Below are 15,204 nucleotides of genomic sequence, written 5' to 3'. Positions count from 1 at the left end.
TGCAATATTAGACAGGGAAACGATAATAAGCCAAGAATATGTTATGTAGAAAGAAAAAGGAAAAGAGGGAACAAGATGTGGAAAACTACTGATCTATGTGATGAATTTGAAAAGGAATTACAAATATGTCGCCAGTCTTTTCGGTCTTTTGGGAAGAAAGAACAATTCCACGGGAAAATTGCAACTGTAAAAGTGAAAGATGATAATGTACTAGTGAAGGAAGGATTGCAAACATTACCAGAAGGAACAGTATTAGTTGTTGATGGCGGAGCGTCTACGAATTGTGCGTTACTTGGTGATAATTTGGCAGCTATTGCGGAAGAAAGAAAGCTAGCAGGAATTATTGTGAATGGGTATGTTCGTGATTCTAGTGAACTAAAGAATATTAATATTGGTATTTTAGCGTTAGGAGCGATGCCAAATAGAAGTGTGAAAGAAGGAAAAGGAGAACGAAATATTTCATTGCACTTTGGACAAGTGGATTGGAATCCAAATGAATATGTCTATGCGGATGAAGATGGCGTCATTATTAGTGAAAAGAGTTTACATCGTTAAGAGTTAATAAGTTATTATTCTTAGAAAATAAATCCGATAAAGCATGGACAAAATTCTTTGTCAATAGTAAAATAATACAGAAATTTAAAATTTACAGAATGTATAGGTTTATCGTTTTACGATAACTTAAATGGAAGTAAGTTGTGCCAAGAAAAATGAATGTTATCACAATGATACGTTCATAAACAAAATTATTTTTCCTATACAAATATAGCCGCGAATAATGCGGGTAGGAGGTGTTGTACATTTTTGTTCGACACTTACAAAAAGAGAGTGTCAATCGCACGCCCTTGAAGGGCCTTTTTTTGTGTAAATGGTAGTAAGGGAGGAAATTTTGGGATGGCAATGTTGAAAAAGTGGCTGCTTACGTCGTTAATGGCAGTGACACTTGTATTTGTTTCTTTTGCGAATACAGTACATATTACGTTTGCTGAAGAAAATACAGCAAAACTTGCAATTATTGGGGAATCACAAAAGGGCATTATGTTATGTCCGAAAGAAGAGCAAATTAAAGATGGGGAAACAGCTTTAAGTTTGCTGCAAAAGGTCATGGGGGACAAAGTAGAATCTGAAACGATGTCGTTTGGAACATATGTAAAAGGAATCGATGGTTTAATGGCCGGGGCTACAAGTGCTTGGCTATATGATGTAAATGATAAGTCTGCAGAAGTCGGAGCAGATAGTTATAAATTAAAATCTGGAGATGTTGTTGTCTTTCGCTTTGTTTCAGACTGGAGCAATATAAGCCAGGAAACATTGAAAGAAACGTTAGATAAGTTCGGGACGTGTAAAACAGAAGAACCTAACGGTGGCAAACCAGAAGAACCAAAATCAGAAGGTCAAGATGATAAAACGCCAGATGGGAAAAACCAAGGTGACCAAGACGGTAAAACGCCAGATGGGAAAAACCAGGGTGACCAAGACGGTAAAACGCCAGATGGGAAAAACCAGGGTGACCAAGACGGTAAAACGCCAGATGGGAAAAACCAAGGTGACCAAGACGGTAAAACGCCAGATGGGAAAAACCAAGGTGACCAAGATAGTAAAAAACCAGAACAACCAAAGCAAGAGAACATTCAAGATCCAAGTGCACAATTAAACGAAGCCATTTCTAAAACATCAGATAAGATGTTACAAGATGGAATTGAAAGTGACTGGGTAGCTGTAGCGCTTTCTCGTTCTGGAAAGAATGTGCCAATTGAGGCAAAATTAAATTATGTTAAGTCAGTAACTGAAAAAGTAGAAAAGCGCATTAATCGTTTTTCAGCGACAGATTTAGCTAGAACAATTATTATGATGAATGCAATGAGTGCAGACCCTAAAAATGTAGGTGGACATAATTTAGTTCAAAAATTGTATGAGTCAGATAAAGTGAATTCTGTTACAGGTTATGCATTTGCTTTACTTGCATTTGATACGAAGAAGTATGAGATTCCAGTTGAATCAAAATGGAACAGAGTTGCTCTAGTGGAAGCACTGTTAAATAATCAGCATACAGACGGTGGATGGACTTATAATAGTTCAGGTAGTAAAGATAGTGCTAGTAGTGTTGATGTAACAGGTATGGTTTTATCAGCATTAGCTCCTTATCAAGAGCGATCAGATGTGAAACCAGCTATACAAAAAGCTGTTGCATATTTATATAACGAACAGCTGCAAAATGGTGGTTTTTCAGCTGATGGACAAGAAAATTCAAATAGTACTGCGCAAGCAATTATTGGATTATCGCTTGTTAAAGATGTAGATCAAAATCGTCTTCATAAGGCAATGCAAAACCTATTATCATATCAACTTTCAAATGGTGAATTTAAATGGTTACCAAGTGATCAAAATGGTAACGGAATGGCTACAGAACAGGCTCTTTTAGCATTACTTCAATTTAAGGAAATGGGAAAATCTATTTATGATTGGTCTAATGTAGACGCTGGTGATGTAATTAAGCCAAAACCGATTGAAGAGCCAGAAAAGGTCGTTGAACCAGAAAATAATGTAGTAGAAAAAGAAGTTATTGAAGAACCGAAAGAACAAAAACAAGTACAACAAGAAACAAAAGATGAAAATCTAAAAGTAGTTGTAGATAACGAACCAGTTAAGAATAAAAAAATCGGAAACGATAACAGTCTACCAAAAACAGGAGCATCTTCTCATAGCGCAGCAACAGAAGTAGGTATGGGTGTATTATGTATTGCTTCTGCATATGTATTATGGAGACGTAAAGCAGCTTAACAAAAAATTAGGAGCAATTATTTGCTCCTAATTTTCGTATGAAAGGTGAGAGATAGGATGAGTAAGGTGAAATGGTTCATTTCTTTACTGCTTTCGCTCGGGCTACTTGCCGGATGTGAAGAGGCAGCTGTAAAGCCTGAAAAGAAGGTAGAACCGAAGCAAGAAGAGGTAGCGAAACAAGAAGAACAAAAAGATGAAGCGAAGCCAGAAGAAAAAGCAGAAGAAAAGCAAGCTGAATCAGAGCAAAAGCAGCAAGAAGAACAGAAAGAGAAACAAGAACAAAAAGTAGAAGAGAAGCCGAAAGAGGAAAAGCCGCAGGCACAACCAGAGGTAAAGAAAGAAGAGAAACAACAGGAACAACCGAAAGAGCAACCTGCTGTAAATAAGCAACCAGAGCAGCAACAAGTACAAGAAGAGAAACAACAACCGAAAGCACCAGAAGTAAAAGAAGAAGCAAAGGTTGTGAATCAGCCGAAAGAAACACCGAAGCAGGAGCAAAAAGTTGATCCGAATAAAGCGGAGAAAACGATACCGACTCCGACCGTTCCAAATTCTGAACAACGAAAATCAGATCCGGTTCCACCGCCTAAACCGCAAGCAAAACAAGTAACAATCTCGGTAAAAGGAAATAACGGATATATAATGGGTGCGAAAAAGATGGATGTACAAGATGGCGATACTGTGTATAAAGTATTACAACGTACAGGATTAGATGTTGATGCAAGCGGATCTAGAGATAGTATTTATGTAAAAGGTATTAATGATTTATATGAAAAAGATATTGCGGATACTAGTGGATGGAAATATCGTGTGAACGGTGCTTTTCCAAACCATAGTGCTGGTGTAGTTACGGTAAAACCAGGAGATACAATTGAGTGGGTATACGTATTACAATAAGAAAGGCATTCGGTAAAGGGCTATGAAAATAAGTTTTTCTTCTTTACATCCTTTTGTGAATTTTTTCTATTATATCGGGGTGATGATACTATGTACGATGTGTCTTCATCCTCTTTTTTTAATTGGAGCAATAGTATTAATTATTATGTTAAATGTGGTGCAAGGAAATAGCGAAAAGATAAGAAAGATGCTACCGAGCACAATTGTTTTCTTTTTTATGGTAATTTTATTTAATTCGTTATTAACGCATAGAGGTCGAACTACGTTATTTTGGTTAGGTGATAGCCGTGTTAAGCTTGAGGCGATTATGTTTGGAATAGTAATGGGGTTATTACTAGTTGCAGTTATGTTTACGTTTGCGTCATACAATGATATTATTTCCAGTCATAAATTTTTATATTTGTTTTCAAGAATTTCACCGAAAGTTGCATTGTTAACGATGATTACAGTGAGATTTGTTCCTTTGTTTATAAGGCGATTAAAGAAAATCACACTCGTCCAAAAAACGAAAGGTGTGCAGGTAGATTCAGGTTCGATAATAGAACGCGTCAAAAATGGTATGCAATTGCTGCAAGTATTATTAATTTGTTCATTAGAAGATGCACTGCAAACGGCAGATTCTATGCAAGCTCGTGGATTTGGTGTAACGAAGCGTACGACGTATATTCGCTATAGAATGGAAAGGCGTGATTGGTATACGCTCAGTTATTTAATCATTTTATTTATAGCTGCTATTGTATGTAGTAATTATGGCGGAGGGAAATTGATTATTTATCCGAAAGTCGAATCTATTTTATTCCAGCAATACGATGGAATGATGTTTGTATTATTTACACTGTTTATTAGTTTACCAATTATGATGGAAGGAAGGGAATGGATATGGTGGCGCATGCAGAAATAAACAATTTATCATTTGTATATGCTGATGAAAATAAAAAAGCGTTACAGCATATTTCTCTTTCTGTTCAAAAAGGTGAGTTTATTGCACTTGCTGGAGGATCGGGATCTGGGAAGACGACGTTATTAAAACATTTTAAAAAGGAGTTACTTCCAATTGGTACGCGTTCTGGAGAGATATTTTATGAGGGTGTTTTAATAGAGGAAGTAGCTGATTTGTTATCTGCCCAAGAAATTGGGATGGTATTTCAAAACCCAGAAAACCAGATTGTTATGGATACAGTGATTCAAGAATTAGCATTTTCTTTAGAAAATATCGGATTATCATCACATATTATTCAAAAAAGAATAGCAGAGCTTATTAGCTTTTTAGGATTTCAAGATTTATTGCATCAATCTGTTCACACGTTATCTGGTGGGCAAAAGCAACTTGTTAATTTAGCTGCGGTATTAGTTATGCAGCCGAAATTGCTATTATTAGATGAACCGACAGCGCAGTTAGATCCAATCGCTGCAAAAGAGTTTTTAGGATTATTAAAACGGATTAATGAAGAACTTGGAATTACGATTATTTTAAGTGAACATCGTTTAGATGAAGTTATCCCGCTTGCAACACGCGTTGTTTGTATGGATAATGGCCGTATTATGTATGATGGTAGTCCTAAAATTGTTATTACGGATATGTGGGGAGTAGAAACATTCCGTCCATTTATTCCGCAAATTCCAAGGCTATTTTTAGAGTGGAATGTGAGAGATATTCCGTTTACAGTGCGAGAGGCGCAAATGAAAATGAATGATTTTGCAGCGATATCATATGTAAATGACCCAATAGCACAAAGTGAAAAGCAAGAGGTAATTTTAAGCGCAGAGCATATTTCGTTCCAATATGAAAAAAATAGTCCGCTTATTTTACGTGATTTATCAGTTTCGATTGAAAAAGGAAAATGGGTAGCGCTCGTTGGGAAGAACGGTACAGGTAAGTCTACACTGTTAACGATTTTAGCAGGATTACAAAAAGCGAGAAGAGGAAAAGTAAAGTGGAACGGAAAAGTGATACATAAAATTGATTCGAAAGAACGGTTTAAAAGTATTGGGTATGTATCGCAGCATCCGTATTACCATTTTACATTTGATACAGTATGGGACGAGGTTTATGAACGTGCGCGTGAATTATATGGAGAACAAGGAAAAGAAATAGCAGAAGATACGCTAAAACAGTTTTGGTTGTACTCGCTTAAAGAACGCCATCCGCATGATTGTAGCGGAGGAGAGCAACAATTACTTGCGTTATGTACGACGTTATTATCAAAGCCAACGATATTATTACTTGATGAACCGACAAAGGGATTGGATCCATGGAAGAAAGAAAGAGTAGGAGAACTATTTAGGAAGCTGCAAAAAGAAGGTACAACAATTGTAATGGCAACGCATGATATTGAGTTTGCAGCGAAATACGTGGATCAATGTATGATGTTATTTGATGGAACAGTCATTATGAATGATGCACCGAAAGAATTTTTTAGCGGCAACTTCTTTTATACAACATCTATTAATCGATTCATTCGAAAAGAATTGCCATATGCATTAACGTGGGAGGATGTGTACGAAGCTTGTCCAAACGATATGTTGCATTCATAATATGTATCTTTGCAGTAATAATCGGCACATTACTCTTTACGACACTTGTCATGGACGGTTATTACATGTTAAGTAGTTTGTTTCTATTAGCGGTTATTATGTTACCTTTCTATATCCGTTTTGAAAGAAAGGCGTTTGTTTCACGTGAAATTGTTCTCGTTGCTGTATTAGCGGCAATTGCAGCAGTAAGCCGGGTGCCATTTTCTATTTTACCAAGTGTACAACCAACTTCTTTTGTCATTATCGTTTCTGCAATTGTATTTGGAAGTGAAACTGGTTTTATGATTGGTGCTACAGCAGCAATCGTATCTAATATTTTTTTAGGACAAGGTCCATGGACACCGTGGCAAATGTTTTCGTGGGGCATGATTGGTTTTATAGCAGGTTTACTTCGTAATACAGTTTTTATGAAAAAGCTATGGGGAAGACTTCTTTACGGAGTAATTGTTGGCTTTTTATTTGGCTGGATTATGAATTTCTGGGGCCTTCTCGGTTTTATACGAGAAGCAACATGGGAAACTGTCATTTCGTATTATATCGCAAGTTTTTACTTTGATTTGAGCCATGCGATTTCGAATGTTATTTTCTTATTACTATTTAGTACTTCATGGATTACGATTCTTACAAGATTTAAAAAGAAATACGGTATATTAGATGAGCATAACGTGACATAGAAAAGCATACTCATATAAGGTAGGGTCGCGACTTACATATTCGTTTGCCTCTTTCATGCTTCTTACATAATGTAAGGAGCATTTTTTTGTCAAAAAATCGATTCAATATGCATCCGCTATTATATAAAATTATTTGTATAATTGTAGGTGAGAACTTTTTTCAAAAGGGAGGTGTATAGTTAATGAAGTTAGTTATTCCGAAGCAACATGGTGCATGGGCCATGCTTGTTATTCCTTTTTTATTAAGTGTCATACTTGGGAAACCTACTATTTATCATATTCCATTGTTTTTAGCGTGGTTCTTTATCTATTTAGCTACGTACCCATTTCTTACGTACATAAAGCAAAGACGAAAAAAAGAGTTTTTACAAGTTGCCATTATTTATTTTCTTATTGCGTTCCTATTTGGGATGATTTCTTTATTATATGAGTGGCGAATTCTTTTATTCGTAATAGTAATGATTCCATTATTTATAGTGAATATGTATTACGCTCGTCAAAAAAATGAAAGAGCACTATTAAATGATATTTGTGCGATTATTGTGTTTTGTATCGGTGGGTTAATTAGTTATTCCTTTTCAATGAAGCAAATCGATCATACAGCATTATTCATTGCGCTTATTTCATTTTTATACTTTTTAGGTAGTACGTTCTATGTGAAAACGATGATTCGTGAAAAAAATAATCCGAAGTATCGTCTTATATCTTGGGGATATCATATTGTATTAACGATAATCATATTTGTGATTAATCCGTGGTGTTCTCTTATTTTTATACCAAGTGTCTTTCGAGCAATTGTGTTGTATGGCAAAAAAATTTCTATTATAAAAGTAGGAATTTTAGAAATTGCTAATTCTGTATATTTTTTAATCATAACGGCAATAATTATGAAGTATGCCATTTGAAAAAACTTCCCATCAATTGATGGGAAGTTTTTAATCTTTTTCTAAAATGTGAACGGTGTACTCACAACGTTGAATAGCTTGTTCAACAGCATAAAGTGATTGTTCAATACGAGCGCGATTAAAATCTTTTTCAACTGTTTCGAGCGCTTCTTCTAAACAATTTTTAGCTTCTTGTAATGATTGAAAAGAATCTTGTACATATCCGCGAGCATTTTGATGCATTTCATAATCCTCCTTGCATGTTCGTATATGGGTAGTATGAACAGTAAGGAAGAAAATATAATTTGTTATATTTATTATATTTGTTTGACAATTGAAGTGGAATTACGTATAGTAAGAATTAAGTGAATATTTTCTTATCCAGAGAGGTGGAGGGACTGGCCCGATGAAACCCAGCAACCGCGATGCAGGTGCTAATTCCAGCAGAACATATTTGTTCTGGGAGATAAGACGAAGATATATACGTAACTTCTTCTTATCGGAGAGGTTTTTTTATTGCAAAAAAACCGATTACGAAAATTTATATTAAGAAGAAAGGGGTTGCGCATTACTGTGACACTCGAAAAATACGTAAAACTGCGTAGTACAGTTTATGAATATATGATAGAGCAAGATAAGCCGATATCATTGTTAGATATTCAAGAACATATCGTTTCGCATCATGAAGGAAAATTCACGAAAAAGATGTTGCATCAATTTTATTTATCAAGATTATTAGACGAACTAAAACTGGATGGGAAAATTACATTAGCTGATGAATATCTCTATGCTGAAAAAGGGGTATTGTATAAGGCGAGAAAAGGGAGCTAAGCTCTCTTTTTTCTTAAAATAACGGAGTATGTAGAGTAAAAGACTGCTAAAGCAGCCTGATACAGGGAATGGTGTTGAGTGTGTAGTGTCAAAAATTGAATGTGCCTGAAAGAGGCAATTCATATCGGCTGCAAATGAAAAGAGACACCTTCGCCGAATAGGTGTCAGTCGTTTTGTCACGTAGACTTGCTACTTAACAGTAATTAGAATAACATGCAGGATTTTTGAAGTCAAAAGGGAATTAAAGGAAGGGGTACAATTATGTACGCTTACTTATTAAAAGATATAACGAAATGGATCCCAAAGTACATTGTAGATAAGGGATATGAATATTATGAAGATGGGCATGTAGAAGATGTTGAAATACAAGATAAAAAAGTGTTTGCTTTCGTTACTGGAAATGCAGGGAATTATGAAGTAGTTATCGATCTCGAAGATTTTTCAGAAAGTAACTGTGAGTGTCCCTATGAAAATTATTGTAAACATATGGTGGCAGTTGTTTATGATATGCAAGGTGCTGGTGAGAGTGCAGTTAAAGAGAAACTGAAAGATTTAGAAAAAGAAGAGTTACTTATATTATTAAATCGATTGTTGCAAAGTTCGAAAAACGTACAAATTGTAGAGAAGTTATTAAAGAAGGAGAAACTTTAACGTATAGAGGGAGTTGTTTTGTAGTGAACGTACTAATTATATATGCTCATCCTAACCCTTCAAGTTTTAACGCGGCGATTTTCAATCATGTGCAAAAAGGACTACAGGAAACAAATCATTCAGTTACCGTACTTGATTTATACAAAGAACAATTTGATCCAGTCCTCGTATTTAATGAAGAGAAGAAAAGACGCGATTTAGTAAATGAAGAGGAAACAGCTCGGTATAGAACGTTAGTAGAAGAAGCAGATACACTTCTATTCATCTATCCAATATGGTGGTGGGGGATGCCAGCAATTTTAAAAGGATTTATCGATCGTATTTTCGTAGCTGGATTTGCTTATAAATATGAAGGGGCTCTGCCGAAAGGATTATTGCAAGGGAAAAAAGCATGGGTTATTAATACGTTAGACTCGCCTCTATGGTACGTCGCATTGTTATATCGATCAGCAGATTGGATTATGATGAAGAGAGGTATTTTACGTTTTTGTGGCATTCGCGATATAAAACGGTCAGTGTTTCAATCTGTGAAAACGAGTAAAGTATCAAAGCGTGAGAAATGGTTATTACAAATAGAAGAAAAGGCTCGTGCATTATGAATGAAGTCGATCGTATTATAAACTGTGTTCAGTATGATGGCGAACTTTTTCGGAAGTATGTTACGTGTTTACTTCAATTGAAAAAATGTAGCGAAACATTTCAGCAAATTCAAATAGAGTTAAGAAATGATTATTTAATAAGAGGAATTTGTGAAAGAGAAGTTGATCAGGTAGTACGGGGAAGTAAAGAATATGAAATGCATTTTCTTCCTAAAGTATTACAGTGGAATTTTTTGAGGGAAAATCCACATCTAATTGAAAAAGTGTGCGAAGATTTTTTTGCATTTGAGTCATTACATCTTACGGAGTTAGAGTGGGAGAAGATTATAAATTTCATGGGAAATAAGTGATTTATTATGTAAAAAAGCTAGTATAAAACTAGCTTTTCGTTTAAATAAATAAGAAGCATAGACTAATGATAAAACCCGCATATAGTAAGTTCACAACACAAAATCCCATAATGTCACGAGCTCCTAAACCAGCTATCGCTAATGCTGGTAATGCCCAGAAAGGTTGAATTAAATTCGTCCAAGCATCGCCCCATGCAATTGCCATTGCTGTTTTTGCAGCAGGTACACCAAGTTCAGCGCCAGCTGGAATCATAATTGGTGCTTGCACAGCCCATTGACCGCCGCCAGATGGAACGAAAATGTTAACAATGCCAGCACTTAAAAATGTAAAGAGCGGAAAAGTCGTTTCATTTGAAATGCTAATAAAGAAATTAGAAATAGCTCCTCCAAGTGAAAGTCCTTCACTATTTGCTCCAATCATCATGCCCATAATTCCTGCGTAAAACGGAAATTGAAGTAAAATGCCAGAAGCACTTTTCGTAGAGTCTGAAAAAGCACGAATATACTGAATCGGAGTACGGTGGAAAATAAGACCTGCAATTAATAACATAAAAATCACGATATCGAGAGTAAGGTTAAAACCTTTCGTATAAAAGTAATTGAAAATATAAATGAGACCTAACAATCCAACGCAAAGTGTAATAATAATGCTATTTTCCATCTTTTCAGCGAACGTATTTTTTTCTACTTCTTGAGCAGCAGCTTCTTCATGGAACACGCTAGGATCTACTGTAATCGTATGTTTTTCATCTGGATGCATCGCTTTATTAATGAGAGGCATCGTAATGAGAAAAATAATAACTGGAACGAGAGCGTATGGTGAGAATAACGTTTCTGTTATTGGAATCGCCTCTTTAATACTTCCAGCAGTCGTTTTAATTAACGTTTCACCGCCTGTTGCTAACGTAAGAGGAATAGAGGCAGAAAGACCGGCATGCCAAATGAGAAATCCAGAGTAAGAAGAGGCGATTGCTAGTCTATAATCTAATCCGTCCAGCTGCCTTGCCACTTCTTTTGCGTATAAAACAGATACAACAATTCCAAAGCCCCAGTTTATGTATGCACCGAGTAAACTTACAATTGAAATGGCAATAATGCCTTGTCCAGTTGTTTTTGGTAGTCTGGCAGCTTTCGTTAATCCTTTTTTAATAAGAGGAGCATTTGCTAAAGCAGATCCAGTCACGAGTACAAGTGCCATTTGCATAGAAAAGGCGAGGAGTCCCCAAATTCCATTACCCCAGTGATTAATCATTTCTACAGGTGTTTGGTGAGTCGCAAACATACCAAAGAAGATAACGAAAACAGTTAGTAAACATGATAAAATAAACGGTTCTGGCAAGAAGCGTTGCACTAAGGCGACGCAACCATTTGTAAAGGAACGAAACAAAATAGATCAACCTCCTTATGTATATGTATTACAATTATTCGAGGTTGTTTAGGAGATAACCTTCAACGTAAAGAAAATTCAGATATTTACAGAGTGGTAATTTATTGATAGATTGATATAGAGCCTCGTATCAAATTCTGCTTTTAATATACTAGAAGAAAAACGGTTGGAAATGGGGTAGCACTTATAGGGATAGTATAGAGAAAGGTTACTAGCTGGCTTCAAAGCAACTGTTGCAAACTGGTCAAAAAATAAAGTTCATCATCCCGGAAGAAACTTTATTTTCATCTATAGAAGAAATTTTCGACCAATATGAACAGACAATCTTTGTAAGGGAAGTGTTTTAATACATTCTCCAAAAGATGTGGGTGTATTAGTTAAACGCTCAATTAAAATTGTAACCTGCTTATAAAATTTTCGATAGGTGTATTTTAGGTAATTGTTTTTTCAATCTTTTCTAATAACGAAAAGATAATTGGTATAGTAGTGTAAATAATGTACTGTAATGAAAAAGCTTCCACTACTGTGGAAGCTTTTCTAAATGATGTGCAATATCAATATACATATTTGAGTAAGTCGAATGTATTTCATTACTTGGCGTTGCGTTAGAAGAGAAATGAACGATTACCATATTTGCTTTCGGATCGATGTAAAGTGTTTGTCCGTAACTACCTAACACTTCAAAAGCACCTTGTTCATTGTGCGGAATCCACCATTGATTATGATAAGAAATGGAAGCTCCAGGGCCAATTGCAAGTTCACCTTCTCGGACATTTTTTACACTTTCTGTAATAGAAGAAGGGAGAATGTGTTTTCCGTTATATTCCCCATTGTTTAATAGTAATTGCCCGAATCTCGCCATATCTCTAGCAGTTGCATTTAATCCAGCACTAGCTTGTTCTACTTTTGTTTCATCTGTAACGTAATACGCGTTTTCTTCCATACCAATTTGAGACCAAATTCGTTCGCTTACATTTTCAGCTAGTGATTTACCAGTAATAGTTCTAATAATCCAAGCGAGCGTTTCTGTTGATCCGTTATTGTAAGAAAAGGAAGAACCAGGCGGTGCAGTTTCTTCGGCTTCCCGTAACATATCATAAATTTTCATCGGACCGTCGTAATTTTTGCCGCGGGGTAAAATATTGCTAGCTAAATATAATTGTGCATCTTGATTTTCTAGCCCAGGTTGCTCATATCCATGAGTAGGATATTCAGCTGAAACTTGCATGTCCATTAATTGCTGAAGTGTGGCATTACCGAACGGTGTGTTTTTTAATTCTTTTATGTAAGTGTCAGCTGTTTCTTCTAAGTCAATACGTTTTTCTTCAGCGAGAGATTGTATAATCGCCCCGGTAAAGACTTTTGCTAATGATGCCATACCATGAGGTTCATTCTGTTTATACCCATTGAAATATCGTTCATAAACAAGTTGTTCATTATGTACAACGACAAAAGCATCTGTTTTGTTATCGTCTAAAAGTTTTTTTAGAGGAGTTGTATTTCCGAATCTACGCTCCACAGCAAAATCGTCTAAGTTTTGCAATGCGGAAGGGAAGTGAGCAATTTGGTCAGGATTGTTTTTTACGTCATTAACTAAAGTGAATTCTTTCATGTGTGTGTACGACCAACGCAAGTAAGGGTCATTTAACCAGTTTTCTTTTGTCACATTATGTTTTGATGGGGTCGTTTTATTTTGTTTGAAGTAAGTAAACCCAAGCCCTGTAATTACAAATATGAATGTTAGTATAAGTAAGAGTAGGGGAGATTTTTTTAGTTTCATATATGGCCCTCCTTTTTATTTCTACTATAAGTATACGCTCGTCTTGAAAGAAATACAAAATAAGGAAAGTAAACGGGGAAGTTTACTTTCCTTATTAACGCTAAGCGGAAATTTTTCCGTCTGTAGGTTGTTTCTTGAATTTTTGTTTTCGTCCGTGTAATCCATAATATAAAAGTAAAGTGAACGCAACGATAATAGCTGCGATAAAATACATATTATGATAACTGGATTTCGCTGCGACAATACCTAAAATGAAAGAACCAAAACCAATACCACTATCAAAGAATGAGAAATACGTAGCTGTCGCAGAACCACGTCTATGGTTTGGAGCGGCAGAAATCGCAATCGTTTGGAAACTCGGAATTAATGTCCCGTAACCTAAACCGATTAGCATACCTGCGCCAAGGAACCAAAATGAAGTTTGTGCTTGGCTTAATATGAACATTCCGATTGTGAAAATAATGATAGCAGGGTAAACGAGTACATTTTCACCGAAGCGATCAAAAATCTTTCCTGTAAATGGACGAGAAATGACAACAACAAGTGCGTATAAAATAAAGAAGTAACTTGCAATTTCACTTAAACCGAGTTCTTTCGCATAAATAGGAATAAAGGATAAAATACCACTATAAGAAAAGGCTAAAACAAATCCTGTAAGTGCAATCGGAATAGAAGATGGTTCGATTAAGTCTTTCCATTTCATTTTTTCACGTTTTTGTTTGCTAACAGGTGCTTCGTGCGGAATATCTACAAGTAGTCCTAATAAAAATGCAAGTAATGAAAATACGGAACAAACGATAAATAATACAGTAAACGAAAAATGAGAAATAATTGTTAAACCTAAAAAAGGACCAATTACCATCGGCAGACTCATAAATACGCCGAAATATGCAAGCGCTTCGCCTCGTCGATGAGCTGGCGCAACATCAGTTACAATCGTACCAGTAGCTGTCGTTGCCATCCCGAACCCAATACCGTGCAAGAAGCGAAGGGCAAGTAATAAGAATAAACTTTGCGCACCGAAATACATAACAGTAGCGGCTAAAAATAATGAAAGTGAAATAAATAATATTTTCTTTCTTCCTAAATCATCGAGCCATTTTCCTGTGAATGGTCTACATAAAACAGAAGAAATAAGAAACACAGTTGCAACTAAACCAATTTCCTCAGGTTTTCCTTTTAGGCCGTCTATAACATAGACAGGCAGAGTAGTCATAAGCATGTAAAATGTTAAGAAGAGAAATAGACTACTAAAACAAGTTCCGAGGAAATCCTTCGTCCAAAGTTTCTCACTTTGCATCGTCATCCCTCCAATTTAATCTAAATTTTTAATAATTTGTTGTAACACTTGAAATGCTTGATGTAAATCATCTTCATTAATACCTTCTAGCGTTTTTTCTTCGAAAGTATCAACTTCTTCTTGCCATACTGGAATCATCTTTATCGCTGTTTCGGATAAAGAAATGAGCTTCTCGCGGCGATCTTTACCTTCTGTACGAATAATCCATCCCATCGTTTCCATACGTGTTAACGTACGAGTCATCGTTGGTGATTCAACATTTAAATACTGGCACAATTCTGTTTGCGTACAAGAACCAGTTTGATTAATGCGGAAAATAACAGCCCATTGCGCACTAAATAACCCTGTTGGAGATACACGTTCATTAAATTTCTTCGTAAACTTTCGAGAAGTCTGGCTGACGATGTGAAAAAAATGTTGTTTTTCGTCCATGTATTTTGATCCTTTCAAATTAGTTACCTAGCTAACTATATACTTTTTTATAATAATTGTCTAGTAATAGACATGTTGATTTATGTAAAAAATTCTTATAGGT

General features: G+C 35.7%; 16 protein-coding genes and 1 riboswitch. Of the genes, 11 read left to right on the top strand and 5 right to left on the bottom strand.

Annotated elements, in window-relative coordinates:
• Positions 1 to 75: 75 nt before the first annotated feature.
• From rraA to MHH55_RS10505, 7 genes are all read left to right on the top strand, one after another.
• Positions 76 to 555, top strand: coding sequence for a ribonuclease E activity regulator RraA (gene rraA, locus MHH55_RS10535; protein ID WP_078186751.1), 480 nt, complete (start codon positions 76 to 78; stop codon positions 553 to 555).
• Positions 556 to 894: 339 nt separating this feature from the next.
• Positions 895 to 2,781 (top strand): DUF4430 domain-containing protein, encoded by a 1,887-nt coding sequence (locus tag MHH55_RS10530; RefSeq protein WP_078186752.1) that lies wholly within the window; start codon positions 895 to 897, stop codon positions 2,779 to 2,781.
• A 57-nt stretch (positions 2,782 to 2,838) separates the two neighbouring features.
• Positions 2,839 to 3,678, top strand: a complete 840-nt coding sequence (locus MHH55_RS10525; RefSeq protein WP_000048881.1) for a DUF4430 domain-containing protein — start codon at positions 2,839 to 2,841, stop codon at positions 3,676 to 3,678.
• A 22-nt stretch (positions 3,679 to 3,700) separates the two neighbouring features.
• Positions 3,701 to 4,579: an energy-coupling factor transporter transmembrane component T gene (locus MHH55_RS10520; protein ID WP_033666295.1), complete on the top strand. Its 879-nt coding sequence runs from the start codon at positions 3,701 to 3,703 to the stop codon at positions 4,577 to 4,579.
• Positions 4,552 to 6,213 carry an ABC transporter ATP-binding protein gene (locus tag MHH55_RS10515; RefSeq protein ID WP_139362449.1) on the top strand — a complete coding sequence of 554 codons (1,662 nt, stop codon included), beginning with the start codon at positions 4,552 to 4,554 and terminating at the stop codon, positions 6,211 to 6,213. Before MHH55_RS10520 ends, MHH55_RS10515 begins: the two co-directional genes overlap by 28 nt.
• Positions 6,186 to 6,887 carry an ECF transporter S component gene (locus MHH55_RS10510; protein ID WP_000044905.1) on the top strand — a complete coding sequence of 234 codons (702 nt, stop codon included), beginning with the start codon at positions 6,186 to 6,188 and terminating at the stop codon, positions 6,885 to 6,887. Before MHH55_RS10515 ends, MHH55_RS10510 begins: the two co-directional genes overlap by 28 nt.
• Before the next feature lie 182 nt (positions 6,888 to 7,069).
• Positions 7,070 to 7,792 (top strand): YwiC-like family protein, encoded by a 723-nt coding sequence (locus MHH55_RS10505; protein ID WP_000779985.1) that lies wholly within the window; start codon positions 7,070 to 7,072, stop codon positions 7,790 to 7,792.
• 30 nt (positions 7,793 to 7,822) lie between these two features.
• Here the strand turns inward: MHH55_RS10505 and MHH55_RS10500 are convergent, their stop codons facing one another.
• Positions 7,823 to 8,014, bottom strand: coding sequence for a hypothetical protein (locus tag MHH55_RS10500; protein WP_000554032.1), 192 nt, complete (start codon positions 8,012 to 8,014; stop codon positions 7,823 to 7,825).
• 131 nt (positions 8,015 to 8,145) lie between these two features.
• A riboswitch (SAM riboswitch) is annotated at positions 8,146 to 8,244 on the top strand.
• Between the two features lie 100 nt (positions 8,245 to 8,344).
• Between MHH55_RS10500 and MHH55_RS10495 the strand changes: the two genes are divergently transcribed.
• The 4 genes from MHH55_RS10495 to MHH55_RS10480 all read left to right on the top strand — a co-directional run bounded on the left by MHH55_RS10495 (position 8,345) and on the right by MHH55_RS10480 (position 10,202).
• On the top strand, positions 8,345 to 8,602 hold the full coding sequence (locus MHH55_RS10495) for a hypothetical protein (protein WP_000171476.1): 258 nt from the start codon (positions 8,345 to 8,347) through the stop codon (positions 8,600 to 8,602).
• Between the two features lie 261 nt (positions 8,603 to 8,863).
• The gene (locus MHH55_RS10490) at positions 8,864 to 9,253 is read left to right on the top strand and encodes an SWIM zinc finger family protein (protein ID WP_000271531.1); all 390 of its coding nucleotides are present in this window, start codon (positions 8,864 to 8,866) and stop codon (positions 9,251 to 9,253) included.
• 23 nt (positions 9,254 to 9,276) lie between these two features.
• A complete protein-coding gene (locus tag MHH55_RS10485; protein ID WP_001101572.1) occupies positions 9,277 to 9,852 on the top strand; it encodes an NAD(P)H-dependent oxidoreductase in 576 nt (191 codons plus the stop codon).
• Positions 9,849 to 10,202, top strand: coding sequence for a hypothetical protein (locus tag MHH55_RS10480; RefSeq protein ID WP_001006475.1), 354 nt, complete (start codon positions 9,849 to 9,851; stop codon positions 10,200 to 10,202). The genes MHH55_RS10485 and MHH55_RS10480 overlap by 4 nt, the downstream gene beginning before the upstream one ends.
• A gap of 40 nt (positions 10,203 to 10,242) precedes the next feature.
• Here MHH55_RS10480 and MHH55_RS10475 read toward each other — a convergent pair whose 3' ends face one another.
• The 4 genes from MHH55_RS10475 to MHH55_RS10460 form a co-directional block, all read right to left on the bottom strand.
• Positions 10,243 to 11,589 carry a short-chain fatty acid transporter gene (locus MHH55_RS10475; RefSeq protein WP_000490030.1) on the bottom strand — a complete coding sequence of 449 codons (1,347 nt, stop codon included), beginning with the start codon at positions 11,587 to 11,589 and terminating at the stop codon, positions 10,243 to 10,245.
• Between the two features lie 520 nt (positions 11,590 to 12,109).
• Positions 12,110 to 13,369, bottom strand: coding sequence for a serine hydrolase domain-containing protein (locus MHH55_RS10470; RefSeq protein WP_078186755.1), 1,260 nt, complete (start codon positions 13,367 to 13,369; stop codon positions 12,110 to 12,112).
• A gap of 100 nt (positions 13,370 to 13,469) precedes the next feature.
• The gene (locus MHH55_RS10465; RefSeq protein WP_001190318.1) at positions 13,470 to 14,669 is read right to left on the bottom strand and encodes an MFS transporter; all 1,200 of its coding nucleotides are present in this window, start codon (positions 14,667 to 14,669) and stop codon (positions 13,470 to 13,472) included.
• A 15-nt stretch (positions 14,670 to 14,684) separates the two neighbouring features.
• Positions 14,685 to 15,101 carry a MarR family winged helix-turn-helix transcriptional regulator gene (locus tag MHH55_RS10460; RefSeq protein WP_000343680.1) on the bottom strand — a complete coding sequence of 139 codons (417 nt, stop codon included), beginning with the start codon at positions 15,099 to 15,101 and terminating at the stop codon, positions 14,685 to 14,687.
• Positions 15,102 to 15,204: the final 103 nt, after the last annotated feature.

It is taken from the genome of Bacillus sp. FSL K6-2944, assembly GCF_038005385.1.
Lineage (GTDB): Bacteria > Bacillota > Bacilli > Bacillales > Bacillaceae_G > Bacillus_A > Bacillus_A cereus.
The sequence above is the reverse complement of the archived record's forward strand: the minus strand, read 5'-3'. Positions and strand labels throughout refer to the sequence as shown.